Origin of the sequence: Synechococcus sp. CS-1328 (genome assembly GCF_025128095.1) — a bacterium.
Lineage (GTDB): Bacteria > Cyanobacteriota > Cyanobacteriia > PCC-6307 > Cyanobiaceae > CBW1002.
Genome location: NZ_JAHLYT010000070.1, coordinates 62,902 through 86,850, shown reverse-complemented (window position 1 = coordinate 86,850; position 23,949 = coordinate 62,902). Strand labels below are relative to the sequence as shown.

Annotated in this window: 23 protein-coding genes; 15 read left to right on the top strand and 8 right to left on the bottom strand. The window is 63.5% G+C overall.

What is annotated here, in order from left to right:
• The coding region (locus tag KQ310_RS13440; RefSeq protein ID WP_259722229.1) for a DUF5801 repeats-in-toxin domain-containing protein at positions 1 to 3,105 on the top strand (3,105 nt) is incomplete at its 5' end.
• 188 nt (positions 3,106 to 3,293) lie between these two features.
• Complete coding sequence (locus KQ310_RS13435; protein WP_259722228.1) at positions 3,294 to 3,959, top strand: response regulator transcription factor; 666 nt, start codon at positions 3,294 to 3,296, stop codon at positions 3,957 to 3,959.
• A gap of 35 nt (positions 3,960 to 3,994) precedes the next feature.
• Here KQ310_RS13435 and KQ310_RS13430 read toward each other — a convergent pair whose 3' ends face one another.
• On the bottom strand, positions 3,995 to 8,005 hold the full coding sequence (locus KQ310_RS13430; protein WP_259722227.1) for a magnesium chelatase subunit H: 4,011 nt from the start codon (positions 8,003 to 8,005) through the stop codon (positions 3,995 to 3,997).
• 181 nt (positions 8,006 to 8,186) lie between these two features.
• On the opposite strand from KQ310_RS13430, the gene dapB reads away from it, so the two are divergent.
• The 5 genes from dapB to KQ310_RS13405 all read left to right on the top strand — a co-directional run bounded on the left by dapB (position 8,187) and on the right by KQ310_RS13405 (position 11,551).
• Positions 8,187 to 9,044, top strand: a complete 858-nt coding sequence (gene dapB / locus KQ310_RS13425; protein ID WP_259722226.1) for a 4-hydroxy-tetrahydrodipicolinate reductase — start codon at positions 8,187 to 8,189, stop codon at positions 9,042 to 9,044.
• Positions 9,044 to 9,688 carry a hypothetical protein gene (locus KQ310_RS13420; protein ID WP_259722225.1) on the top strand — a complete coding sequence of 215 codons (645 nt, stop codon included), beginning with the start codon at positions 9,044 to 9,046 and terminating at the stop codon, positions 9,686 to 9,688. Before dapB ends, KQ310_RS13420 begins: the two co-directional genes overlap by 1 nt.
• A gap of 115 nt (positions 9,689 to 9,803) precedes the next feature.
• Complete coding sequence (locus KQ310_RS13415; protein WP_259722224.1) at positions 9,804 to 10,070, top strand: high light inducible protein; 267 nt, start codon at positions 9,804 to 9,806, stop codon at positions 10,068 to 10,070.
• A gap of 74 nt (positions 10,071 to 10,144) precedes the next feature.
• Positions 10,145 to 11,326 carry an FAD-dependent monooxygenase gene (locus tag KQ310_RS13410; protein ID WP_259722223.1) on the top strand — a complete coding sequence of 394 codons (1,182 nt, stop codon included), beginning with the start codon at positions 10,145 to 10,147 and terminating at the stop codon, positions 11,324 to 11,326.
• 12 nt (positions 11,327 to 11,338) lie between these two features.
• Positions 11,339 to 11,551 (top strand): DUF2949 domain-containing protein, encoded by a 213-nt coding sequence (locus KQ310_RS13405; protein ID WP_259722222.1) that lies wholly within the window; start codon positions 11,339 to 11,341, stop codon positions 11,549 to 11,551.
• A 54-nt stretch (positions 11,552 to 11,605) separates the two neighbouring features.
• Here the strand turns inward: KQ310_RS13405 and KQ310_RS13400 are convergent, their stop codons facing one another.
• Entirely contained in the window at positions 11,606 to 12,145 is a 540-nt protein-coding gene (locus KQ310_RS13400; protein ID WP_259722240.1) for an adenine phosphoribosyltransferase, read from the bottom strand.
• A 97-nt stretch (positions 12,146 to 12,242) separates the two neighbouring features.
• Here KQ310_RS13400 and KQ310_RS13395 point away from each other — a divergent pair, with 97 nt between their 5' ends.
• The 5 genes from KQ310_RS13395 (at position 12,243) to ppk2 (ending at position 15,461) form a co-directional block, all read left to right on the top strand.
• A complete protein-coding gene (locus tag KQ310_RS13395; RefSeq protein ID WP_259722221.1) occupies positions 12,243 to 12,803 on the top strand; it encodes a DUF3038 domain-containing protein in 561 nt (186 codons plus the stop codon).
• 120 nt (positions 12,804 to 12,923) lie between these two features.
• The gene (locus KQ310_RS13390) at positions 12,924 to 13,580 is read left to right on the top strand and encodes a DUF4335 domain-containing protein (protein WP_259722220.1); all 657 of its coding nucleotides are present in this window, start codon (positions 12,924 to 12,926) and stop codon (positions 13,578 to 13,580) included.
• Positions 13,581 to 13,664: 84 nt separating this feature from the next.
• Positions 13,665 to 13,910 (top strand): hypothetical protein, encoded by a 246-nt coding sequence (locus tag KQ310_RS13385; protein WP_259722219.1) that lies wholly within the window; start codon positions 13,665 to 13,667, stop codon positions 13,908 to 13,910.
• A complete protein-coding gene (locus KQ310_RS13380) occupies positions 13,907 to 14,275 on the top strand; it encodes a hypothetical protein (RefSeq protein ID WP_259722218.1) in 369 nt (122 codons plus the stop codon). Before KQ310_RS13385 ends, KQ310_RS13380 begins: the two co-directional genes overlap by 4 nt.
• 367 nt (positions 14,276 to 14,642) lie before the next feature.
• Positions 14,643 to 15,461: a polyphosphate kinase 2 gene (ppk2, locus tag KQ310_RS13375; protein ID WP_259722239.1), complete on the top strand. Its 819-nt coding sequence runs from the start codon at positions 14,643 to 14,645 to the stop codon at positions 15,459 to 15,461.
• Between the two features lie 196 nt (positions 15,462 to 15,657).
• On the opposite strand, the gene KQ310_RS13370 is transcribed toward ppk2, so the two are convergent.
• From KQ310_RS13370 to KQ310_RS13360, 3 genes are all read right to left on the bottom strand, one after another.
• Positions 15,658 to 16,212, bottom strand: a complete 555-nt coding sequence (locus KQ310_RS13370; protein ID WP_259722217.1) for a thermonuclease family protein — start codon at positions 16,210 to 16,212, stop codon at positions 15,658 to 15,660.
• Between the two features lie 220 nt (positions 16,213 to 16,432).
• A complete protein-coding gene (locus tag KQ310_RS13365) occupies positions 16,433 to 16,846 on the bottom strand; it encodes a cupin domain-containing protein (protein ID WP_259722216.1) in 414 nt (137 codons plus the stop codon).
• 165 nt (positions 16,847 to 17,011) lie between these two features.
• On the bottom strand, positions 17,012 to 17,224 hold the full coding sequence (locus KQ310_RS13360) for an acetyltransferase (protein WP_259722215.1): 213 nt from the start codon (positions 17,222 to 17,224) through the stop codon (positions 17,012 to 17,014).
• Positions 17,225 to 17,416: 192 nt separating this feature from the next.
• Between KQ310_RS13360 and KQ310_RS13355 the strand changes: the two genes are divergently transcribed.
• Positions 17,417 to 18,646 (top strand): FAD/NAD(P)-binding oxidoreductase, encoded by a 1,230-nt coding sequence (locus KQ310_RS13355; RefSeq protein ID WP_259722214.1) that lies wholly within the window; start codon positions 17,417 to 17,419, stop codon positions 18,644 to 18,646.
• A gap of 268 nt (positions 18,647 to 18,914) precedes the next feature.
• On the opposite strand, the gene KQ310_RS13350 is transcribed toward KQ310_RS13355, so the two are convergent.
• The 3 genes from KQ310_RS13350 to KQ310_RS13340 form a co-directional block, all read right to left on the bottom strand.
• Entirely contained in the window at positions 18,915 to 19,910 is a 996-nt protein-coding gene (locus KQ310_RS13350) for a CHAD domain-containing protein (protein WP_259722213.1), read from the bottom strand.
• Positions 19,911 to 19,983: 73 nt separating this feature from the next.
• On the bottom strand, positions 19,984 to 20,979 hold the full coding sequence (locus KQ310_RS13345; protein WP_259722212.1) for an esterase-like activity of phytase family protein: 996 nt from the start codon (positions 20,977 to 20,979) through the stop codon (positions 19,984 to 19,986).
• 92 nt (positions 20,980 to 21,071) lie between these two features.
• Positions 21,072 to 21,362, bottom strand: a complete 291-nt coding sequence (locus KQ310_RS13340; protein WP_311134744.1) for a hypothetical protein — start codon at positions 21,360 to 21,362, stop codon at positions 21,072 to 21,074.
• 307 nt (positions 21,363 to 21,669) lie between these two features.
• Between KQ310_RS13340 and corA the strand changes: the two genes are divergently transcribed.
• Complete coding sequence (gene corA / locus KQ310_RS13335) at positions 21,670 to 22,779, top strand: magnesium/cobalt transporter CorA (protein ID WP_259722211.1); 1,110 nt, start codon at positions 21,670 to 21,672, stop codon at positions 22,777 to 22,779.
• Between the two features lie 137 nt (positions 22,780 to 22,916).
• On the top strand, positions 22,917 to 23,897 hold the full coding sequence (gene pstS, locus KQ310_RS13330) for a phosphate ABC transporter substrate-binding protein PstS (RefSeq protein ID WP_259722210.1): 981 nt from the start codon (positions 22,917 to 22,919) through the stop codon (positions 23,895 to 23,897).
• The last annotated feature ends 52 nt before the right edge of the window (positions 23,898 to 23,949 follow it).

Genomic DNA, 23,949 nt, shown 5'->3' with positions numbered 1-23,949 from the left:
GCCGGAGCGGACGAAGAAGGAGCGTCTGTGGAGAGCGGGTACACGCTGGGAGGATTCAGCGATGGCGATTCGGCAGGAGTGTTCACGACCGATGGTCAAGAAGTGTTCCTGTACCTCAATGACGGCGTGGTGGAAGGCCGCACGGATCCGTCCGAGGGGAATGCAGCGGTTGCATTCACGCTGAGCGTGACTGGCAGCGGCATGGTGACGCTGGATCAGCAGCGCTCACTGAAGCATTCCAATACAAGCTCTTCTGACGAATCAATTGGCTTGGCCTTGGCGGTGGGTGCGGCAATTACGTTAACTCGTGCTGACATTATTGTTGATAGTGATGGTGATCAGTCGACTGATACGGCAATTCTGGATATTACCAGTGCCATTGCGTTCAGGGATGATGGTCCGCAAGTCCTTGTATCTTCGGCAGCTCCACCAAAGGATATTATCGTTGATGAAACCGATTTGGGAACCAACGCATCTGTTGACTTCTCTGATAGATTTGTCAGTTCTTTCCAGTACAATTATGGTGCCGACGGCCATAAGCCGGAATCCTTAACTACCACATACAGCCTTGATTTTAAGCCTGGTGTCAGTGGTTTGGTCGATTCGGTTAATGGTCAGAACGTTTCTCTTCAAGCTGATTCGTCTTCCGGTAGAGTTGAGGGTGTCAACGAAGATGGCGATACGGTCTTCACTCTTGAGGTGAATTCTGATGGAGTCGTTACCTTGGATCAGTTGCGTGCGGTTGAGCATAGCCCCGATTCTGGTCCCGATCAGTCAACAACACTTACTTCGGCAGACTTAATTTCACTGACGCGGACTGATTCAATCCAGGATGCCGACGGTGATTTGGCCAGCAATAGTGTTTCCTTGGATATCGGCACATCGCTTGTCTTCAAGGATGATGCCCCCCAAATTGATGCTACTTCTCCTGCCGGCATTCTTGAAAATGAGGTGAATGCCACTACTTCTGGATCATATACGCTTGATATCGGCGCCGATGCGGCTGACTTTGATGCTGCGATTGAGCTGATATGGAATAACGAGGCCTCTGGTTATTCGTTGGTTCGCGATCCAGTGCTCGGAAGTGATGGTAGCGTTAAGTATACGGCAGTTTCTGATTCCAATCCCAGCTCCCAGCTCTTCACAGTGGTTGTTTCGCCGCCCAATGAGACGGGGCAAGGTACCTACTCATTTACGCTGCTTGATCCCGCCCCTGCAGTCGTGAAGGAAGTTACTAATCTCTTTGACTATTTCGCGAATAACAGCAGCCCTAATGAGCAGGAAGTCATTGACGCCAATTCAACTGGTCGCGATGGAACCAATCCTCCCTTCAGTGATGGCCTTTTTGACTTGCTCATCGAAGGGGGTAGTATTTTAGGGTCTCAGATTAATCACCCGCAGTTCCCTAGGCCTATTAATGACAGGACTGATGGCGACCTAAGCGTTAAGATCTCGTCAACAGATTTGGGCGTTGGAAGCAACACGGTTCAGAGGGGAGAGTATCTCTTGTTTGATGTTGTTGAAAAGGAAGCCGAATCTGTCGAGTTTACGGAGCTGACCATTGGTTTCGCGGCCACGGCTGGCTTCAGTACAGACAGAACACAAGTTGGGTTGACCCTCTTTTATAAAGATGGCTCTACCTCTACGTCGACGAATAATGTTTCTGGGCGCCCTGATGGCGGTGGCACGCTCACTATAGAAATTCCGCCGGTTGATAAGCCGGTTGACTATATTACAGTTGCAGCCTTGACAACTAACTTTAAAATCGATGGTTTTGGCTTCAAGTATGAGGCGGCAGAGAAGCCGGATGACTATGAATATCTCTTCTCGCTCGAGGCCACTGATGCAGATGGCGACTCGGTCGTCTCAGATATGTTTGGCGTGCGAGTAGACGGTAACCAGGATGGTCAATGGTCCGTGACGCCAGTCGTTCTTGACATTCATGGTGATGGCGTCGAGTACCTAAGCATTGATGCTGGAGTTCGCTACGATTATGATGGGGATGGATATGCAGAGCAAACTGCATGGGTTGCACCCACTGATGCCATCCTCTACTATGACGCCAATGGGAATATTAATGATGGTGTCCAAATCGCATTTGGACGCACTGTCGGGGAAACTGATCTAGAGGGGATCAAGGCTGTCTTTGATTCCAATGTTGTGATCGACAGTGAGCCCACTGCCTTGGCTCGTCCAGAAGGATCTTCTGTCGTTGATTCATCGCCTCTTTCGGTCTCTTTTTCGAGTACGCCTGCTGATGCTTCCCAGGTTGGGGATGGCTATCTCACGGCGGCAGACTCTCACTTCGCTAACTTTGGAATTTGGACGGACGTCAATTCCGATGGAGTCATCCAAGAGGGTGAGTATCAGAGCCTGCAAGATGCTGGAATCGTCAGCATCGATCTCACTGGTGATGCTCCAGTCGCTGGTGCCTTAGGGCAGGAGGAGGCCTTGGCCTCGGGCGATGTCGTGCTGAATGCCACAACAACATATGTCTATGAAGTGACCAATCCTGACGGTACTTCTTCCCTGCTGACTGGTCATGCCGAGGATGTTTCTTTCTCTACGGTCATCGAGCAGCCTTCTGATAACACGCCTCCCCAAGCTGCGGATGCTCCAGAGACATCTGACATTGTCTCTGAAGATCATGCAGCTCTGACAGACGACGTTCCGCTCTCCGCCCTGATCGACGATGCCCTTGCCCATCCCGAGCTGTTGGTGTCTGATCCGGCCCACACCACTCCCGATTCCACGGGTATGGACGATGCGGTGGTGATCCCTGCCGATGCCACCGTGCAGGCGGATGTCCATGACATCTCTGCCCTTGTGGATCAGTTGGTGGCGGAGAATCCAGTGACCGACGATCACTTGGCGGAATACCAGCACGAGATCACCCACACCGATCCCTCTCTCGATACCAACCTCGATACCGGGTTCGATGATGGTTCTGCCGGCATGGATTCCACTTCCCTTGATGGAGTCCACGCTGCCGACACTGCCGATTCCCAGGATTTGCCTCAGGAGGATCCGCTCGCTCATCACGATCTCGTGGTGGACGACGGCAGCATTGCCCACGTCTACGACGATCCCAGTGCCATGGGGTGATTCCCTCCACTGCTTTGCAGCCATGTGCTGTTTCACCACCGCCCCTGCAAGCAGGGGCGGTTTTTTGTGATTGCCGCACCTTCCTTTGTGCGCGTTTCTGTCCTAAGAAGGGACTTCAGCGCCCGATCTGCTCCGCCCTGGCCGCGCCCCTTTCGCCACCGGCTTCCGCAGAGCCCCGCACGCTGGTGTTGCTGGCCGGGGGAAGTGAGGCGCAACGGCTCGCCAAAACCATGGAAGCGGTGGGCTATCGGGTGGTTCCCTGTAGCGGCCCCGCATCCGTGGCCAGCCAGATGCAGCAGCTCGATCCTCTGGCTGCTGTTCTGGATGCCTCCGCCACAGAGGCATCCGTGGTGGCTCAGCTCTGCAGCCGCCTGCGCGATTCCGGTTGCGTCACCCCCCTGCTGGTGCTCTGCAACCTGCCCGACTACACCGATCGGGTGACCCTGCTCGATGCTGGCGCCGATGACGTGATCAGCCGCCCTTACGCGATCGAAGAGCTGCTTGCCAGGCTCCGTGTCTGGCAGCGACGCTCCAGCATGGGCCACGTGGATGCCGCCGGTGATCTGCTCCGCCACCGTGATCTCACGGTGAACACCGAGACCCGCGAGGTGGAGAGGGCCGGAACAGCGATCAAACTCTCGGTGAAGGAATACGACCTGCTGCTGTTTTTGGTGCGCCATGCCGGCCGGGTGCAGGAGCGGCAACGGATTCTGGAGGCGGTGTGGGGCGAGAACTTCTTTGGCGATGCCAATATCCTTGAGGTGTATATCCGCTACCTACGCAAAAAAATAGAGCGGCCCGATCTCGAGCCGCTCATTCAGACCATCCGGGGAGTGGGATATCTTCTTAATTAGGTCTTGACTCTGAAGTGCCGTTCGGCTTTTGAGGTTCAGCTCTGCTGCGGGGTAACGCCCTCAATCCGATCTTCGATCTCCTGGTAGATCTCCTGCAGCTGGGCGATGTTCTCGTCGCTGGTTTCCCAGTAGCCTCGGCCATTCACCTCCAGCAATGTACCCACGATGCGGCGGAAGCTGTGAGGGTTGAGCTCCATCAGCCGCTTGCGCATCTCGGGATCATTGATGAAGGTGTCGTTGGCTTCTTCATAGACGAAGTTGTCTACTGAGCCGCTGGTGGCACTCCAGCCGAGGGTGAAGTTGAGCCGTTTGGCTACCTCACGCACGCCCTCATAGCCCGAATTGAGCATGCCTTCATACCACTTCGGGTTGAGCAGCTTGGTGCGGGAATCGAGGCGGATGGTTTCACTCAACGAGCGCACCTGGGCGTTGGCGGTGGTGGTATCGGCGATGTAGCTCGCCGGTGCCTTGCCGTCGTCGCGCAGGCCCTGGATCAGCTTAGTGGGATCGGAATCGAAGTAGTGGCTCACATCGGTGAGGGAGATCTCGGCGGAATCGAGGTTCTGGAAGGTCACATCAGCAGTTTTCATCGCTGATTCGAAGACCTCTCGTTTCTGGTTCATCTCGCCGGGGTTATCGGCATTGAAGGCGAAGGTCTTGCGGCTCAGGTACATCTCCTGGAGCTCTCCTTCCTCTTCCCAGGTGCTGTTCTCCACTGCCAGGTTCACATTCGAGGAATAGCTGCCGCTGGCATTGGAGAACACGCGGGTGGCGGCATCGCGCAGGCTGATGCCATTGGCGGCCGCCTGCTCCTGGGCGTGCTTGCGCACGAAGTTGCTCTCCAGCGGTTCTTCCGCTTCAGCCGCCATCTTGACGCCTTGATCGATCAGGCCCATTTGGTTGATGAACAGATCTCGGAACACACCGCTGCAGTTCACCACCACATCGATCCGCGGCCGGCCCAGCTCCTCCAGCGGAATCAGCTGCAGCTTGTTGACGCGGCCCAGGGAATCGGGCACCGGGCGCACACCGATGAACCAGAGGATCTGGGCCAGGGATTCGCCGTAGGTCTTGATGTTGTCGGTGCCCCAGAGCACGCAGGCGATGGTTTCGGGCCAGGCACCCTGCTCAGCCTTCTGGCGCTCGATCAGCCGATCCACTACCACCTTGGCGGCAGCAATGGCGGCGCGGGTGGGGATCGCCTGGGGATCGAGGGCGTGGATGTTCTTGCCGCTGGGCAGCACCCCTGGGTTGCGGATTGGATCGCCGCCAGGCCCGGGGATCACATATTCACCATCGAGGGCCTTGAGCAGGCTCTCCATTTCCATATCGGCGCAGATCTGCTCGAGGCAGAAACGCAGGTAAGCAAACAGTTTGTCGAGTTCGCCCGCATCCACGCCCACGAAGCCGGCGCTGCAGCAGGCGCGCAGCCAGGGGCTGGGTAGTTTGAAGCCGATCCGCTCCAGCAGGCTCACCAGCCAGCCGAAGTTGCGCCGCAGGGTGACCCGGCCATCGCGACCCGTCACCTCCCGCACCATCGCCCCCACCGCCAGTCGGCTGGTTTCGGTGATGCGGCGGTTCAGCTCCACATCGGCCAGCACCCCCTGATCGTTGCCGCGATACACCGCTTCGATCGTGCGCCCCAGGCTCTGGGCCAGGAGGGCCGGCAGGGAGCGGATGCCTTCCTCTTCCCGCTCCAGGGCGGCGATATTCACCAGGGTGGCAATCGCTTCTTCGGCGGTGGGGGGCTTGCCGATCGTGTGCAGGCCGCAGGGCAGCAGCCGGCTCTCGATCTCCATCAGCTGGCGGTACACCGCTCCTACCACGGCATCGCGGCCGCCCAGATCGAGCTCAGCGGCTTCCCCCTCCGGCAGGGTCACATCCTTATCGAGGTTGCACTGGCGCGCCGTTTCCACGATCGCGTTGACGATCTGCACACCTCTGGAGCTTTCGCGCAATTGCTGGTAGGAGCCCACCAGCTCGCCCAGTTCCTTGAGCCCCCTGTAGAGGCCGGCATTTTCGGCCGGCGGGGTGAGGTAGCTGATCGTGGCGGCATAGCCGCGTCGCTTGGCGATCGTGGCTTCCGACGGGTTATTGGCGGCGTAGTAATACAGATTCGGCAGTGCGCCGATCAGGGAATCCGGGTAGCACATCTCGCTCATGCCCATCTGCTTGCCGGGCATGAACTCCAGCGAGCCGTGGGTGCCGAAGTGCAGCACCGCATCGGCGCCCCACACCTTCTCCAGATAGGTGTAATAGGCCGCGAAGCCGTGATGCGGACTGGCGCTGCGGGAATAGAGCAGCCGCATCGGGTCGCCCTCGTAGCCGAAGGTGGGCTGCACCCCCACGAACACATTGCCGAAGTGGCGGCCGTAGATCAGCAGGTTGGTGCCGTCGCTGTTGAGGTTGCCGGGGGGCTTGCCCCAGTTCTCCTCCAGCCGCTGGGAATAGGGGGTGAGCCGCTCGTACTCCTCCACGCTCATGCGGTGGGCGATCGCCAGTTCCGGAGCGCCCTGCAGGGCCTCGGGGTCGTTGATCACCGCCTCCATCAGCGCCTTGGGGCTGTGCGGCACGTCCTGCACGTCGTACCCCTTGCGCTTCATCTCCTCCAGCACCCGGTGGATCGAGCCGAACACATCCAGGTAGGCGGCGGTGCCGACGTTGCCCTTGTCTGGAGGGAAGCTGAACACGGTGATGGCCAGCTTCTTGTCGCTGCGGGGCTTGATCCGCAGCGACGCCCAGCGAATCGACCGCTCGGCGATCGCCTCGACCCGGTCCTGCAGGGTGTGGGCCTTGCCGGTGGCATCGTCGCGGCCGCTCAGCACGATTGGCTCAATGGCGCCATCCAGCTCGGGGATGGCGATCTGCAGGGCCACCTGCACCGGGTGCAGGCCCAGGTCGCTCTCCTCCCATTCCTGGGTGGTCTGGAACACCAGCGGCAGCGCCACCATGTAGGGGCGGTTGAGGCTCTTGAGCACCTCGATCGCCTTCGGATGGTCCTGCCGGGCCGGGCCGCCCACCAGGGCGAAGCCGGTGAGGCTCACCACCCCATCCACCAGCGGTTGGTCGGGGTTCAGCGGGTCGTAGAAGAAGGCATTCACCGGTTTGGTGAAATCGAGCCCGCCGCAGAACACCGGGATCACGGTGGCGCCGCGGTATTCCAGTTCCTGGATCACGGCCACGTAGTGGGCCTCATCGCCGGTCACGATGTGGCTGCGCTGCAGCACTAGGCCGATCACCGGTCCCTTGCGGGCCTTTTCGGAGAGATCGGATCGCCTGGTGTTCCAGTTGAGGTATTCCTTCAGGTCTTCGAACATCCCTGGAGCCAGGGGATGCCAGATGCCCAGGTCGGGGAACACCACGGGCTCGGCGACCTGCAGCTCCGGCCGGTCATGGCCGCTGCGGGGGAAGACGTATTTATCCGCCAGCATCAACAGGAAGTTGCGCAGGTTGTCCGGCGTGCCGCCCAGCCAGTACTGGAAGCTGAGCATGAAGGAGCGGGCATCCTGCGCCTTCTCCACCGGCAGGTACTTGAGAACCGTGGGCAGGGTGTTGAGCAGCTTCAACATCGCGTCCTGGAAGCCGGCGCTGTTGGCCTCCTTCCGCTTCTTCATGAAGCTGGCGATGGCGCTCTTGCTCTGGCCCAGCTGGGCCATCGAGAAGGTGCCCAGCTTGTTGAGCCGCATCACCTCCGGCATGGAGGGGAACACCACGACGGCCTTGAGCCGGTCGCGGTGGGGCGCCACCGCCTCCACCACTTTCTGGGCCAGGTCTTCGATGAAGATCAGCGAGGCGATGACCACATCCGCTGCGGCCACATCGGCGCAGAAATCGGCGTAGTTCTGCGGATCGCGCAGCTCTTCGATCAGGTAGCCGCTCAGCTCGATCGCCAGGGGGCCGTTCTGGTCGTTGAGGCTGTTGGCGGCGGTGGTGAGGGCGTTCTGGTACTGGGGCTCCAGCACCACATACACCGCCTTCATCACGGCGCGGCCTTCACGGCTGGCAGGGCTGACCCGGCGGTTGGCGGAGCGGACCTGCGTGAACATGCGGGCGGATTGAGCAATGTGAAGGAGCCTACGAAGGGCCGTGCACTCTCGTGAGTCCTTCTTTCAAGGCGTTACAGGGCTTGCGGATCGGCCCTTGCCGGCGTAAGGGCGGGTTCAGAAGCCCGCATAGGCTCGCCTGGTTCCGCCGATCGCCATGACGAGCGCTCCCGTTTCCCCAGCCATGTCTGCCGCCACCCCCGCCGCTGCGCCCATTCCGGTGGTGGTGGCCGGCGCCCTGGGCCGCATGGGCGCCGAGGTGGTGCGGGCGGTGCTGGCGGCGCCGGACTGCGCCCTGGTCGGCGCGATCGACACCACCCCCGGCAAGGAGGGCGCCGATCTGGGGCTGGAGCTGGGGCTGGAGGAGCTGGAGCTGGCGATCACCGCCGATCTCGAGGGCACCCTCTGCCAGGTGAGCCAGAGCGTGCGCAACGCCGGCCCCGGTGGTGGTGCCGTGCTGGTGGATTTCACCCACCCGTCAGTCGTGTACGAGCACACCCGCGCCGCGATCGCCTACGGGGTGCATCCAGTGATCGGCACCACGGGGCTGAGCCCCCAGCAGCTGGCGGATCTGGCCAGCTTCAGTGAGAAGGCGTCGGTGGGGGGAGCGGTGATCCCCAACTTCTCGGTGGGCATGGTGCTGCTGCAGCAGGCCGCCGCCGCCGCCGCCCGCTTCTACGACTTCGCCGAGCTCACCGAGCTGCACCACAACCGCAAGGCCGATGCCCCCAGCGGCACCTGCATCAAGACCGCCGAACTGATGGAGGATCTGGGCAAGGCCTTCAACCCCGCCCAGGTGGAGGAGCACGAGAGCCTGGCCGGCTGCCGCGGTGGCCTGCGGGAGAGCGGCCTGCGCCTCCATTCGATCCGCCTGCCAGGCCTGGTGGCCCATCAGGAGGTGATGTTCGGCGCCGCCGGTGAGACCTACACCCTGCGCCACGACACGATCGACCGCTCGGCCTACATGCCCGGTGTGCTGCTCACCGTGCGGCAGGTGCGCAAGCTGGGGGGCTTGGTCTACGGCCTGGAGCGGCTGCTCTGATGCTGCTGCCCCTGAAACCGGGTGAACTGTCGCGGCTGATTCCGGCGGTGGCCACCGGCCCCCAGTTCGCGGCCTCCAGCGGCAATCCGCGCAAGTTGCTGCAACGGCTGCTGATCTCGCTGATCGGCGGGGTGATCTCCCTGCTGGTGGCCCAGAGCCTGTTCTCCAGCCGCTTCGGGCCGGTGTGGCTGGTGGCGGGCTTTGTGTTCCTGCTGTACATCCTGTGGGGCCCGATCCTGGAGGCGGGGCGCCGCAACGCCACCCTGCGCCGCTACCCGGTGGCGGCCCTGTTCGAGGGCGAGGTGGGCGATCTCTACACCCGTGAGGTGGTGGAGCAGCGGCGCGAGCAGGCGGGCAACGAGGGGCGGCTGGAACTGGTGGAGAACAAGCGCACCTGGCTCTGCCTCGAGCTCGAAGATGAGGAGGGCTACCTGGGCCAGGTGCGCTTCCCGATGGAGAAGAAGCACCAGACGATCCGGCGGGGCATGGTGGTGCGCGCCCTGGTGCTGAGTGAGCGCAAGGATTTCTCCCGCATCGGCGCGATCAGCGATGCCTGGCTGCCGCAGCCGAAGCTGTGGGTGGGCGAGTACCCCTACCTGCTGCGGCCGGCGTTTGAGGAGATCTGCCTGCGGCGGCTGCGCTGAGCCCGGGCGACACTGAGCCTGGCTTGGGCTGTGCACGGGCAATCCTGAGCCGGGTTTGCTGACAGAAACGAAACATTGCGTTACAGTCTTCGTAACACCCCGTAACGAGGTCTCCATGGCTCAAGCCACCGCCACCAGTCCCGCCGCTGCCTCCGCCGTTATCCGCGGCGCCACCGTGACCACCGAAGACGGTGGCCGCCTCAATGCCTTCGCCAGCGAGCCCCGCATGGAAGTGGTGAGCGCCGAGAGCGGCTGGGGTTTCCACGAGCGCGCCGAGAAGCTGAACGGCCGCATGGCCATGCTCGGCTTCATCGCCCTGATCGCCACGGAAATCGCCCTCGGCGGCGAAGCCTTCACCCGCGGCCTGCTCGGCATCGGCTGAGCCACCTGCTCGCTTTAATCTCCCCACCGCAGCGGGTCATCCGCTGCGGTTTTTTGTTTCTGCCACCCGATCGGATGACCCTGCCGCTGCAGGCGCGGGTTCACGGAGCCGGTCCCACCGGTGCCCTGGCAGCCCTCGCCCTGGCCGATGCCGGCTGGGCTGTGCGGCTCGTGGATCCCCTAGATGCCGAGCGGCTGCAGCAACGCAGCCGTGCCTATGCCTTCACCCACTCCAGCCGGCGCCTGCTGCAGCGGCTGGGGCTGTGGCAGACGCTCGAGCCGCTGCTGACTCCCTTCCGGGACCTGCAGCTGCGCGATCTCGCCCTCGATCCAGGCGGTTGTTTTGGTGTGGGGTTCGTGGCTGCGGATCTCGCTCAGGTGGATTCAGTGGCGGAAACAGGAGCGGCTGCCGTGGGCTGGATCGCGCAGCACGGCCCCCTCCTGGCGGTGCTGCTGGAGCGATTGCAGGCCCATCCCGCCGTGACCCTGCAGCTCGGGCAGGCCAGCCTCCCGGACGATGCTGCGGTTGGCGCCTGCGATCTGCTGGTGGCCGCCGATGGGCCGGCCTCGCCCCTGCGCACCGCCCGCGGTATCGGTGTCTGGCGGCGTGCCTATCGGCAGGCCTGCCTCACCGCCCAGGTTCAGCTGCGTGGCAGCGCCCCCGATCAGGCCTGGGAGCTGTTCCGCCCGGAAGGGCCCTTTGCCCTGCTGCCCCTCGGCGGCCAGCAGGTGCAGGTGGTCTGGAGTGCCCCCGCGGCCCGCTGCCGCCAGCTGGAGCAGCTCAGTGGCCCTGCCTTCCTCGATGCCCTGGCCGGCACCCTGCCGGATCGCTTCCAGCCCGACGCCCTGCTCGACACGCCACGGTCGTTCCCGGTGGAGCGGCTGCTGGCCCATCGCCTGCACAGCGGCTCGCTGGTGCTGGTGGGGGAGACCGCCCACCGCTGCCATCCGGTGGGCGGCCAGGGCCTCAACCTCTGCTGGCGCGACGTGGCGGTGCTGCACCGGCTGGCCTTACGCGCCGCCTCAGGCCGGCTGCGGCCCCGCCGGCTGCCCGCCGCCTACGCGCGCCGCCGCTGGCCTGACCTGCTTGCCACCTTGCTCGTGACCGATCTGCTGGTGCGGCTCTATTCCACCCGCCTGCCCCTGCTGCTGCCGCCCCGCCGCCTGGCCGTGCTGCTGTTGCAGCGGTTTGCGCCCCTACGGCGACTGATGCTCTCCCAGATGACCAACGGTGCTTGCTTTCCCAGCCGCGCCTGACACCATGACGCCATGGTGATCAGCACCACACCCCAACCCACGCCGCCCTCGGCCCTGGTGCAATACCTGCGGCTGCAGCTGGGCCTGAGCGAGAGCGCCCTCGCCCTCGGCTTGCGCCAGGCCCGTCTGGAGCAGGCGCCCTTACCGGTGGTGCTGTGGCGCTTCGGGCTGATCAGCCTCGATCAGTTCGACCAGGTGCTGCGCTGGCAGAACAGCCACAGTTGAGGGGCTGCTGGCTTCGACCACAAGGGCGAGACCGCGAACAGCCGAGCGAGTGGTTCAGGAGTAGATGATCAGTGATTCGATCGGGTGCTCCTCCGGCAGGCGGCGGCGGCCCTCGAGAGCGGCCAGTTCGGCCACGAAGCCGAAGCCGCACAGCTCACCGCCGGCCGCCTGCACCAGCTCGGCACAGGCCGAGGCCGTGCCACCGGTGGCCAGCAGATCGTCGATGATCAGCACCCGTTCACCGGCGGCCAGGGCATCGCTGTGGATCTCGAGCCGGTCGCTGCCGTATTCGAGCTCGTAATCCACACCGGTCACGGCGCCGGGCAGTTTGCCGGGTTTGCGCACCGGCACGAAGCCCAGCCGGGTGGCGGTGGCCAGGGCCGTGCCCACGATGAAGCCCCGCGATTCGATCCCCACGATCAGATCGGGCTGCAGCCGCTCGCACAACACCGCCAGCTGGCGGATCACCTCCTGCCAGCCATCGGGATCCCGCATCAGGGGCGTGAGATCGCGAAACAGGATGCCCGGCTTGGGGAAGTCAGGGATGTCGCGCACCAGTTGCCGCAGATCAAGCGGGGATGGGCTGGCGACCATGGCGGGGGCAGACGGAGGGGTGAAACGGAAGGAAGCGGCGCGGCGGAACCCCCATTGGGCGTGACGGAAGGGCTCTGCCGCTGGCATCATCGCAGCCATGGTCCAGACCCTCCCCGTGCAGCACCCCGACACCCTCCCTGTGGGGGGCGTACCGCTGCCCAGGCGCGGCGTCGAGCGGCTCGACCTGATGCTGCTCGCCGTGGAGGCCCTCGATCTCAACGGCGGCGAAGCGATGGTGTGGATGAGCGAGCAGCTGGGCTTCTCCGGCCTCTTCCCCAACCGGGTCGAGCTGTGGAAGCGCCGCTGCCACAACCCCCTGCGCCGCAACACCCGCCGCGGCTCGCTCGACGAGGCCGAGACCGATGCCCTGATCCGCATCCTCTGCGCCCTGGCGGATCGGCTCTACCCGATGCTGCGTGCCCTGCTCTCCCAGGCGGAACCGGAGCCTCTCAGCCGCCAGCGCTGGGCCCTGTTCGAGGCCAGGCTGGCCGAACTGCTGAATGAGCGGATGAACCCCCGCCGCGGCGGCGTGCAGAAGCTGCTCGATCCCCAGGCCGGCGCCGATCAGCGCCGTCGCCTGATCCAGGCGCTGGCCCTGGGGGCCGGTCCTGGAGGCTTCGAGCGGATGCGGGCCAGCCTGCGGGATGCGGCACCCTGATTCGGTGGCCCCTTGATCAGGAGCCGCCTGATCAGCAGCCCCGTGATCAGTGGCCCGCTTTTACTCTCACGTTGCTTCGCGGGCCGCCCGCAATCCGCCCCCTGCCCGTTCCCCGTTCCCTTGAAGCAGACCTTTCGCTACGACCAGACCAGCTGCCGCTTGCAACTGGAGGGCCTGCCCGATGTCTCGGTGGGGCACAGCGGTGCGGTGATCGGCATCCTCACCGGCTGGTCGTTGCAGTGGACCGGCCGGCCCGAACTGGAGGGACGCAAGGAGCACCTGATGGCGCTCATGCAGGTGGTGCTTCCCTACGCGCGGCAGCTGATCAGCGGCGTGGACCGCCCCGTGGGTGGCGCCGACCTGCCGGTGGAGATCCGGGGCAACTCCGGCAATGCCGCGTCAGACCGTGGCAACTCCGGTGGGGGACACCGGCTGCAGCTGCGCAGCAGTCAGCCCGATACGCCCCCCCTGGAGGTGCTGCTCGACGATGCCGAGCTCGCCGATCTGGTGCGGGTGCTGGATCAGGTGCGCCTCGATGGTCGCGTCACCCTCAGCTGGGAGATGCCCGACCCCCAGCCGTTGCGCACCCGCGAGCTGCTGGAGCGGATCCCCCTGCGTCGGCGTCTGGCGGCTCCGTTGGGAGGGGTTGTGGTGCTGGCGGTCAGCGCTGGCCTCGGCTGGCTGGTGCCGCCACCGGCGCCCTTGAAGCCGGTCGCTCCCGCTGAGCGGGCCGCGCCGGCTGCCGCCAATGAGGCCCCGGTCGCGTCTCCCCCCTGATCTGCTGCCCTGAATCGCCGCACTGGGCGGCTGGCCTGAACAGTGGCTGGTCACACTGGAGAGGTTGTAGGCGGCAGCCATCCCATGTCTCTCACCTGGTCGGAACTGCGGCGCCGCGTCACCCGCCTGGGCGCCAGCCTCGACGTGGTGGTGCGCAGCGACCCTGAGGTCTGTGGGTTGAGCGGCAAGACGTTCCATCTGTCCCTGCACCACGGCGGCCAGGGCGACTGCACGGTGGGAGATCTGTCCCTGGTGGATTGCCCCAACGAGCTGGTGCTGATGGAATTCGAGCGCTGGATGCGAGGGGCCGGTCATCGGCTTGAAGGATGAGCCGAGATCTACCGTCCATCCATCTGCCCCGCACCAGCGCTCCTCAGCAGCGCAGTGTGTTCCGCGGACGGCGGCGGCGCCCGCCCCGCTGGCGCCAGGTGCTGGTCGGTCTGGCCCTCGGCCTCCTCGGCGCCGGCCTGCTGGTGGGTCTGCTGCAGCTGCCCAGCCGCTTTGACACGGTCCTGCTGGTGAGCACCGCGATTGCCAACCTGATCGCCGGCCTCGGCCGTTTCCTCCTGGGTCTGCTGCAACTGGTCGCCCTGGGGTTGGTGCTGGCCGTGGCGGTGGCGGGTCTGCTGCTGCTGGTGATGGCGGTTCTGCGCATCGTGCGCGCGTTCCTGCCGCTGCCTCGCCGGCCGGGCTGATCGGCGCTATGCATCGGGAGTGTCCTGCCGCTGGTGAACGATGGCCAAACGAGGCAAATCCGGTAGAGCCAGCTCTGAGGCAGAGGCCAAATCCATGGCCAATGGCAAAGCAACTGCCTATGGCCAATCCACTGCTAAAAGCAAATCCACTGCCAATGGCAAATCCAAGGGCAGGGGCAAGGCCACGGGATCAGAACAGGCTGAGGCCACGGATCGCAAGCCTCGCAAATCCAGGGCAGCCACCAAGACCTCCCGCGGTCGCAGGAGCGATGGGATGCCGGAGGTGCATCTTCACTTCGGAGAGTTCAGCGACCGCTACTACCCGTCCACCCAGCTCGACGACCTCACTGATGTGGCGGTGGAGTCGATGGCGGTGGCTGAGGCCCAGCGCCGCTCCAGCTCCACGGGCAAGTTCGATCGCAAGAGCTACGAGCGGGAGCTCACACGCCTGCAGGAAGAGCTGGTCAAGATGCAGTACTGGATCAAGAGCAGTGGCTTCCGCCTGATCGTGTTGTTCGAGGGTCGGGATGCGGCCGGCAAGGGGGGCACGATCAAGCGCATCACCGAACCGCTCAATCCCCGCGGCTGCCGGGTGGTGGCCCTGGGAACCCCCTCGGATCAGCAGAAGAGCCAGTGGTATTTCCAGCGCTATGTGGAGCATTTCCCGTCTGCCGGCGAGATCGTGATCTTCGATCGCAGCTGGTACAACCGGGCCGGGGTGGAGCGGGTGATGGGGTTCTGCACCGAGGCTCAGGTGGATGAATTCGCGCACTCGTGTCCGGAGTTCGAACGCATGCTCGTGCGTTCCGGCATCGTGTTGCTCAAGTACTGGTTTTCCGTGAGCGACGAGGAACAGGAGGCCCGGTTTCAGGCCCGCATCGATGACCCCACCAGACGCTGGAAACTCTCGCCGATGGATCTGGAGGCCCGCGATCACTGGATGGAATTCTCCCAGGCCAAGGACGACATGTTCGCCCACACCAACATCCCGGAAGCACCCTGGTTCACCGTGGAGGCGGATGACAAACGCCGGGCTCGGCTCAATACCATCCATCACCTGCTCAGCAAAGTGCCGTATACCGATATGACACCACCGAAGATCGCCTTGCCACCCCGCAAGTTAGCGCCCTTGCTGTATCGGCCGCCGATCAATGAGCAGTTCTTTGTTCCCAATTGCTACTCCTGATTGGGGCTCCCAACCTAGCCATGCAGACGTTCAATCCAGTAGCCGGCCAGCTGCCAGGACGACCACAGGAAGATCAGCAAAAAGATCCAGTTCAACCAGGCAGGACGTTCACCGGGTTCGGGATTCATGTGGCTGCGGCAGGAGAGCGTTGCGTTCGGCAGGAGAGGGTTGCGCTGAGTGTTGCGCTCGGGCGGGATCAGGGTTCGGCGGTGGTGTCGCCCAAGCGTTGGATCAGGTCCCAGGGGCGTTCGATCCCACCGGGTGTCGACCAGACACCAAGCTTGCGGCGGCGGGCCTCAGCCTCAAGGGAGGCATAGGGGAGATCGTCGCAGAGGCCGAGATAGCCGTCAAAGACAAAGACAGCGCCACGCTGCACCTGGCGGGCTGCCACGTCCTGCCCCTGGTGGCGGACCACCGCCACCTCCCGGGCGAACACATCACGGGCGCGCAGTTCCAGGGTCACCGCGGTGCCGGCCGGCAGGCTGTTCAGCAGCTGCTGGCGTGACTGCCGCGCAAAGGGTTGCTGCTGCGGCCGTGGGGCCTGGATGCAGGCCAGCCGTACCCGTCGCTCCTGGCCCTTCACCGTGACCAGCAACTCCTGGCCCGTGGTCACGTTGATCACCGTGGCGTTGGTCTGCGCGGCGTTGCCGGGTGCCGTCGTCACCGCGGGTTGGGTAGGGATGACAGATTCGGCCAGGGCCCCACTGCCGGCGAGGCTCAGGGGCAGCAGGGCGGTCAGGCAGCCGAGCACCACGGTGGAGGTCGGTCGGATCGCAGCGGTTGCCCGAACTGAAGCAGATGCTGGCAATGGTGCCGATTGCAGCGGTGCCGATCGCAGTGGTGCCGAACGCAGTGGTTTTGATCGCAGTGATGCCGATCGAGGGCAGGGGGCAGGGGCGGAACCCAAGCGGCGGAGGCGGCTGGGCGGGACTTTAAGCAGAGCCGCCCAGCCAGGCTTGATGCGGCCGGCATCAGGCCGCCAGGGAGCGCCACTGATCGAGCAGGGCCGGCGGCACCCGCCGGGGGCGGTAGTCGCGGGGATCGTTGGGACCGTGGCGCAGCACCGCGTTGACCACCAGGGCCGGCGTGCGACCGCGGTTGATCGCGCCGTGGGGCACCCCAGGGGGAATGCGCACCAGCGAGGGCTCGTCCTCGCGCAGGGTGATGCGATGCAGGCGCTTCTGCTGCAACACCACCAGATCGATCGAGCCCCGCAGCACCATCAGCTGGTCGGTCTGGTTGCGGTGGCAGAAGAGCTCATCGATCCGATCGGTGCCCACCTCGGCGATCAGGGTTTCATCGCTGGCTTGGGGTTCGCTGAACAGCGTGCGTCCGGAGAACGATCGCTGAATCGGCAGGAGCTCAACGTATCGGGCCAGGCCCATGGTGAGGTTGCAAGTTGATGAAGACTTGCAACAGCTCCACGGGCTTCTGGTGTTGTTTGCTACGCGTTGATTCCTCGGTCAGGGTTCCACGGCATGGCTGTCTGGTGGCTGACTGTCTGCTTGCCGGGCTGTCTGTCTGCCAGTTCACGCTGTCGTCAGCTCAGCTCAGAGCTTGCGGTAACCGGGATCGACCCAGCAGAGAGGCAGGCCTTCGCCGGATGGGAACTTCAGCTCCGCCTTGCCGAAAGCCTCCGCCTCCTGCATCTCCTCGCCGGCGTGGAACCGCCCCAGCACCTGGGCCGCGAAGGGATCGAACAGTTGCTTCAGGTCCAGCACTTCAACGAGGGCCTCGTCCTCCTGGCGCAATTTCAGAAACATGGCGACCTCCAGCCCAGCAGGTTCAGGGTTTTCTCCAGTCTGTTCACAACCGCCAGGCTTCGGTATCGGTTGTCACGTTTTCTTGTCTGCCGTGCCGGGGCGGCGCCGGCTTTGGCGCACTCCCGTGACGGTTTCCTAGACGAAGGCGCTGGATCGGGGTAGATCAAGGCCAGCTTTGCTTTCGGCCGGCCCATGGCCCATCACCAGATCCTGATCATTGGCGGCGGCACCGCCGGCCTCACTGCGGCCAGTCAGCTGCGGCGGGCGCGGCCGGAGCTGGAGGTGGCCATCCTCGAGCCGTCGCGGGATCACTACTACCAGCCCGGCTGGACCCTGGTGGGCGGCGGTGTCTTCACCCTGGAGCAGACCCACCGGCTGGAAGTGGACCTGATCCCGGAGGGGGTGGTCTGGATTCACGATGCCGTGGCGAGCTTCGATCCCGATGCCAAGGCGGTGCGCACCGCCGCTGGCGCCACGATCAGCTACGACGTGCTGGTGGTGGCGACCGGCATCAAGCTCTGCTGGGACCGGATCAAGGGCCTGAGCGAGGCACTGGGCAGCAATGGTGTGACCAGCAACTATTCGCGGGAGCACGCGGCCTACACCTGGCAGACGATTCAGAACTTCCAGGGTGGCAATGCCGTGTTCACCTATCCGGAGACGCCGATCAAGTGCGCCGGAGCACCGCAGAAGATCATGTACATGGCCGACGACGTGTTCAAACGCTCGCCGGAGGTCGCTTCCCGCTCCAGCGTGATCTACGCCTCGGCAACTCCGGGTATCTTCGGGATTCCGGTCTACGCAGAGCCCCTCAAGAAGGTGGTGGCACGCCGCGGCATCACCACAAAATTTCTGCACACTCTCAAGGAGGTGCGTGCCGCCAGCAAGGAGGCCGTGTTTCACGTGAAAGACGGGGATACCACCCGCGAGGAGGTGATCTCCTACGAGATGCTGCACGTCACCCCGCCGATGGCAGCGCCTGATGTGGTGGCCGAGAGTCCCCTGGCGGTGTCCGGCCCGGGTGGTTGGGTGGAGGTGGATAAGTTCACCACCCAGCATGTGCGTTTCCCGAACGTCTTTTCACTGGGGGATGTGTCGTCTCTGCCGAACTCCAAGACAGCGGCGGCGGTGCGGGGTCAGGCGCCGGTACTGGTGGCCAACCTGCTCGCTTTCCTCGATCAACGCCCGCTCGAGGCCCGTTACGACGGCTATGCCTGCTGCCCGCTGATCACTGGCTATGGCAAAACGATCATGGCGGAGTTTGATTATGACGGCAATCCCAAGCCTTCTTTCCCCTGCGATCCCACCAAGGAGCGCTGGACCATGTGGGTCGTCAAGACCAAGCTGCTGCCCTGGCTCTACTGGAATCGCATGTTGAAGGGCTATGGACATGAACGTCAGTTCATGCCGGGTGTGTCGTGAGTTCCCCTAGCGGTGCTGCTGGATGTAACTGGCAGCCCGCTGGCGTTGCTCCAGGGCATAGAGAGGAATCTGCTGTCCGGGATGCTCAGGATCCGATACGGGCGTGCACCAGTGGCTGATCGTGCTCTGGTGGATCCGGCAGCTCTCGGGATGTTCTGTTTGTTCTGAGGTCTGTTCTGAGGTCTGAGCGGAGGCTTGAGCTGAGGGGTGGGAGGAGGCGTGGGTGTGTTTGGAACCGTGGGCGCGGTGCTGCTTGCCGGAGCTTGTGTCAGGTTTCACTGCTGGCTCCGGTGCAGGCTGGGAGGAACAGGCCCTGGTAGTCCCAGCGCTGCTCCCTGGCCTTGAGGCGACTGGCGAGCCTTTGCCAATCTTCCCAGGTGCGACCCAGCTGATGCTGGATAGCCCGCTCCAGCTCGGGCAGTTCAGCCAGCCGTGGCCGCAGGTCCTGTTCGGCGATCGCATCGGCCAGAACCTGCAGATCATGGAGCTCACCGAGGCTCTCCTGGGCGTGCTTCAACTGCTCGATCCAGTGGTGGCCGCAGCTCGGCAGAAAGGGCTCGAGATTTTCGAGCGAGTAGCGCGCCTCCTTGATCCGCTTTCTGAGCTCGTGTAACGACTTGGCGCGTGGATGGGCTTCTTGCCAACCGGCATGCAGAAACAACCCGCTGCTGAGGGATCCCTGCCACTCGACCAGCCAGTCGCCGATGGGCTGTTGACCCAGAATGGTGAAGTCTGGCTTTTTCAGCCACTTGCTCAGCCGCGCCAGCATTTTCAGATAGTGACCATCCTGCAGGGCCTTTTCCAACCCCTCAAACGCTTGACGGCGGTTGCGTGCGAGCTCTTTGAGCAGCCGCTTCAGGGCCTTTGTCCTGGCCTCAGGATCGGATCCGTTGCCACCGGATTCCTCACCATCGGCGCTGATCGGCAGAGCCGGAAACAGATCAATCTCCAGCCGCTGCCTGAGCACGTCCAGATCCCTGGTCAGACCGGTCTGACGCGTGACGCGGGCCAGGCGCTGCTCGCTGACGCCATCGGGAAGTTTCAAGGCTGGCCCGAATTGAGTCAGCACCGTGCGCAGACGGCGCAGTGTCACCCGTAGCTGGTGCAGGGCTTCGGGGTCCTGATCCGCCAGAACGTCGGGATGGAGTTTGCCAATCCGTCGGGTCTGCTTCTGAATCAGTTCGGCTACATAGTCGCCACAGCGGGGGGAGGTGGCCCTGGTCTGGATGTCTCCAAGGGTGATCAGTACGGTGATGTCGCTCATGGTTCAACCTGTCAGCACGTGGTCAATCAGACGTTCAGGCTTGGTTATGGCTTGGCTTGCCCCTCCACTGACCTTAGGGCTGGGGAGCTTGCCTGGCCTTCTGCGCTGCCTTGAGGGTTGCCCTGGCTGCCTGGTTCGTGCAACCCGGCTGATGCCGTGGTGCGATCACCGCCAGAAGACTCTGCTGGAAGGGGTTGAAGTTGTCGTCGCTCACCAGCACGTAGCTGGAGCGCCCATCCGCCAGGGACGGCCCCCGGGCCAGCCCTTCCCAGTTGTCGGCTGGAAGCCCGGTGCTGAGCAGGTTCCAGCGGGCCCTTTCGCGCCAGCCTCCCTGTTCGAGCACGGCAACGCTGAGTTCGGCGCGCCAGGAGCCTGAAGGGGTGAAGGATCGCCACAGGGCCAGGGTGGGGATCGTGTCCGGTGGACCCGACAAGGCCAGTAGATCGGTGAGCCCCCAGGCCTTGCCATCGCCTGGCGCCGGCAGGGCGGGCAGCGCCCGGCTGGTGATTCCAGCTGCCCCGGCCGGTACGGACCAGAGCAAGGTGCGTCGCTCGCGGGCTGAATCCTGCAGCAGCACCTGTTCTGTCGCCATCAGCAGCCGCAGGGTTGGATGCGGCGTTGCTGAGCCGGAAGGCAGCAGGGTGAGGGATTCCGGTCCGCCGTTTGGAGCCAGGCCCGATCGGGGCCGCAGTTGCCAGTCCAGAGGCAGTGGCAGGGCCTGCTTGAGCGCCCCGGAGTGGCGATCAAAGCGCAGCAACTGGGCCGGTCGTGCTGGGGTCAGGCGCCCTTCACTGGCCACCCAGGCGTCAGAGCCCTGCAGCACCAGCCCTTCGCCATCCATGGCGCTGCCCTGCAACGGGATCGTGGCAAACAGCTGCAGGGGCTGCGGTTCGTCCTTCTGGTTATTGCCAATCGGATTGGAGCGACTCAGGGTCTGGCGAAGGCCCCGCCAGCCGAGCAGCTGGCCGCGGGGTGTATCGCTGAGCAGCCAGAGTTGATCGGCTTCAGGTTCGTACACCGCCGCAGAAAAGCCTCCAAGCGGCTCTCCAGCAGCTCCACGACGGGGCATGGCCTGGGTATGAAGCAGTTGCCAGCCTGCGGAGAGCGGGCAGGGGAGATCGGCAGGTGGCGCGAGTGGCGCTGCCACTGGAGCCGCCAGAATCATGGATCTTTCGTATCCAGTAAGGCGTCTTTGCTGTAGCGCAGTTCTTTCCAGATCTCTCGGATTTCGGCATAGGCCTGCTCCTGGGAGATCTTGCCGTTGCCCTGCAGTCCCACGATCAGGCCAACCCTCTCGGCAAAGGATTCAAGATTCTGATGAAACACCAGCCTCTCCGGAGACCAGCCCAGCCCTCGATAGCCCCCATGGGCTTCCATCGGTGAGCGGGTTCCGTCCGAAGGCCGCCCTGGGCTGGAACGGGCCAGGTCAGAGCGTTCGTCGCCCAAGGTCATCCATCAAGAACCGATCCATCCAACGTAGTCAGGCGGGTTCAGCCGTGCTGGTTAAGCCTGGGTCAAGCTTTCTGGTGGGTCCGATGGTGGCGGTATGACGTGGTGATTCGCCGCGCCAGCTGGCTGTGATCCACGGCACCGCCCTATGGCTCCAGGGCCCCTGGAATGGGGCGAGTGAATCCGCTGTGAACGCCATGGCATTGCTGCAGCGACCCTGGCTAAAACCGGTGGGGATCTGTCTGCTTCTGCAGGCTGCCCTCCTTAGCGGGGGGATGGTGTTCCATGCCTGGCTCACTCCGGAGGAACGGTGCTGCGTCTCACGCCTGGAGCTCTGACCTCCCAGCGTCTCGAGGAGAGGCCGGCCAATCTGCCCAGCCATCTCTATGTGCATGGCGGTCAACGGCCCACCAGCTTTTCCGCCGTTGTCTTTCTGCCTGAGGGGCCGGTGCTCCGTCAGGTTCAGACAGGCGGCGACAGCTTGCTGGATGTGGCACGCCAGCGGCAGTTGCCGGTGTGGTTGCGGATCAGTGGGCTGAGGGATCGCCGTCGCATTGAAGCCTTTCTGGCGACCCTCGACGTGCCGGCGGAGCTGCTGCCTCCCCTGTTGGACGTGCCCCAGCGTCCCAGGGTCGATTCCTTTGGCGAGGCGGTGCTGGTGGTGCTGCACCGGCTGGGATTCGCCAGGGATCCAGCCCATCTGGTCAGTGAACAGGTGGGACTGCTGCTGTTGCCGGATCTGCTGGTCACGCTTGAAGAAGCCAGCAGCGGTGAACCCTTTACCGATCTCACCGATTGGTTGATCTCGCGTGCGGGCGCGGTAGAGCATCGCGATCTGGATGATCTGCTGCATTTTCTGATCGATGACCTGCTCGATGATCTGTTCCCGATGCTGGAAAGCATCGCCAACCGTCTCGATGATCTGGAGGCTGCGGCCCTGCGCCAACCCAAGCCGACGGTCTTGGGACGCACCACCCAGTTCCGCAGCGGCGTGCGCACGATTCGCAGCCAGATCTGGCCGTTGCGCCACCAGATCCGCTCCCTGCTGCGCCAGCGCCAGCAGCTGCTGGGCCCGGAAGCCCTGGGTGGATTTCAGGAGATGGCCGACCTGGTGGAGCTGTTGTTTGATCAGTGTGAATCGCTGCGGGCTCAGTGTGATGCGATCACGCAGGCCTATGCCGCCAGTATCGGGAATCGCATGAACCAGGTGATGAAAACGCTCACAATTCTTGCCAGTGTCTTTGCTCCGCTCACCTTTATTGCAGGAATCTATGGCATGAACTTTGATGTGATGCCAGAGCTTCACTGGCGCTATGGTTATCTTGCTGTGCTTCTTTTGATGGGGACAATTGCTGTGCTCCAGGTCTCGTGGCTATGGCGCCGTGGCTGGTTTGAAGACTGGACGACGCCGCGTCGGTGAATCCCTGGTCTGATGTCGCGCAAGTTGATGCGCAGGCTGTCGTGCAGACTACCGCGCTGCCATGTCTTAACCCTGCAATAACGACTGGGGTCACGGAGGGTTGCTAATCAGGATGGGCTCCACTCCATGGCTATTCAATGACCTTCGTCAAGAAGGCCCTGATCTTCGGAACCCTGGCAGCGCTCGGCGCCGGAGCCGCAGCATCCGCCCAGTCCGCCCTCAATGGGGCCGGTGCCACCTTCCCTGCTCCCTTCTACCTGCGTGCCTTTGACGGGCTGGCGAAGACCGGGACGCGCGTCAACTACCAAGCTGTGGGTTCAGGCGCGGGTGTGCGTCAGTTCGTTGCCGGCACCGTGGATTTTGGCGCCACCGATGAACCCATTCAAGCCGCTGAAGCCGCCAAGGTGTCGCGCGGGGTGGTTCAGTTCCCCACCGTGGGAGGCACGATCGCCATCGCCTACAACAAGCCTGATTGCGCGAATCTGAAGCTCACGCAGAAACAGGCTGCGGATATTTTCCTGGGTACCATCAAAACCTGGGATCAACTCAAGTGCGGTAAGGGCCCGATCAAAGTGGTGCACCGCTCCGACGGTTCCGGCACCACGTTTGCCTTCACCAATTCCCTTTCGGCCTTTTCCCCCACTTGGAAGAGCAAGGTTGGTGAAGGAAAGACCGTCAACTGGCCGGTCGGTGTTGGTGGCAAGGGGAATGAAGGTGTGGCTGGTGTGATCGGGAACACCAGTGGCTCGATCGGCTATCTGAATCAGGCCTTTGTCAAGGGCAAGATCAAGGCAGCGGCTCTGCAGAACAAGGCAGGCAAGTTTGTGATGCCTAATCTGGCCAGTGGCGCTGCTGCATTGAACAGCATCCGCCTGGACGGCAACCTGGCCGGTGAGGATCCCAACCCCGCCGGTGCCGCCAGCTACCCGATTTCGACACTCACCTGGATCCTTGCCTATCAGAAAGGGAACGGCGCCAAAGCCGCCTCGATCCAGAAGGCGATGAACTTCCTGCTCAGCCCCGCTGCCCAGGATCAGGCCGATAACCTCGGCTACGTTCCGCTCAAAGGCAACATCCTGGCGGCCTCCCGCAAGGCGGTGGCTCGTATCGGCAAGTGAAGCCCTGTGGCCTGAACCGGTGCCAGGCTTTGGTGCCCGTTTCAGGCCGCTC

Bases quoted from the DNA above. Each gene is read 5' to 3' on its own strand.
- dapB (WP_259722226.1), top strand. From the start codon at position 8,187: ATGTCTGCCGCCACCCCCGCCGCTGCGCCCATTCCGGTGGTGGTGGCC.
- KQ310_RS13385 (WP_259722219.1), top strand. From the start codon at position 13,665: ATGTCTCTCACCTGGTCGGAACTGCGGCGCCGCGTCACCCGCCTGGGC.
- pstS (WP_259722210.1), top strand. From the start codon at position 22,917: ATGACCTTCGTCAAGAAGGCCCTGATCTTCGGAACCCTGGCAGCGCTC.
- KQ310_RS13410 (WP_259722223.1), top strand. From the start codon at position 10,145: ATGACCCTGCCGCTGCAGGCGCGGGTTCACGGAGCCGGTCCCACCGGT.
- KQ310_RS13345 (WP_259722212.1), bottom strand. From the start codon at position 20,979: ATGCCCCGTCGTGGAGCTGCTGGAGAGCCGCTTGGAGGCTTTTCTGCG.
- KQ310_RS13365 (WP_259722216.1), bottom strand. From the start codon at position 16,846: ATGGGCCTGGCCCGATACGTTGAGCTCCTGCCGATTCAGCGATCGTTC.
- KQ310_RS13420 (WP_259722225.1), top strand. From the start codon at position 9,044: ATGCTGCTGCCCCTGAAACCGGGTGAACTGTCGCGGCTGATTCCGGCG.
- KQ310_RS13395 (WP_259722221.1), top strand. From the start codon at position 12,243: ATGGTCCAGACCCTCCCCGTGCAGCACCCCGACACCCTCCCTGTGGGG.
- KQ310_RS13350 (WP_259722213.1), bottom strand. From the start codon at position 19,910: ATGAGCGACATCACCGTACTGATCACCCTTGGAGACATCCAGACCAGG.
- KQ310_RS13430 (WP_259722227.1), bottom strand. From the start codon at position 8,005: ATGTTCACGCAGGTCCGCTCCGCCAACCGCCGGGTCAGCCCTGCCAGC.
- KQ310_RS13340 (WP_311134744.1), bottom strand. From the start codon at position 21,362: ATGACCTTGGGCGACGAACGCTCTGACCTGGCCCGTTCCAGCCCAGGG.
- KQ310_RS13405 (WP_259722222.1), top strand. From the start codon at position 11,339: ATGGTGATCAGCACCACACCCCAACCCACGCCGCCCTCGGCCCTGGTG.
- KQ310_RS13355 (WP_259722214.1), top strand. From the start codon at position 17,417: ATGGCCCATCACCAGATCCTGATCATTGGCGGCGGCACCGCCGGCCTC.
- KQ310_RS13380 (WP_259722218.1), top strand. From the start codon at position 13,907: ATGAGCCGAGATCTACCGTCCATCCATCTGCCCCGCACCAGCGCTCCT.
- KQ310_RS13415 (WP_259722224.1), top strand. From the start codon at position 9,804: ATGGCTCAAGCCACCGCCACCAGTCCCGCCGCTGCCTCCGCCGTTATC.
- ppk2 (WP_259722239.1), top strand. From the start codon at position 14,643: ATGGCGGTGGCTGAGGCCCAGCGCCGCTCCAGCTCCACGGGCAAGTTC.
- KQ310_RS13360 (WP_259722215.1), bottom strand. From the start codon at position 17,224: ATGTTTCTGAAATTGCGCCAGGAGGACGAGGCCCTCGTTGAAGTGCTG.
- KQ310_RS13400 (WP_259722240.1), bottom strand. From the start codon at position 12,145: ATGGTCGCCAGCCCATCCCCGCTTGATCTGCGGCAACTGGTGCGCGAC.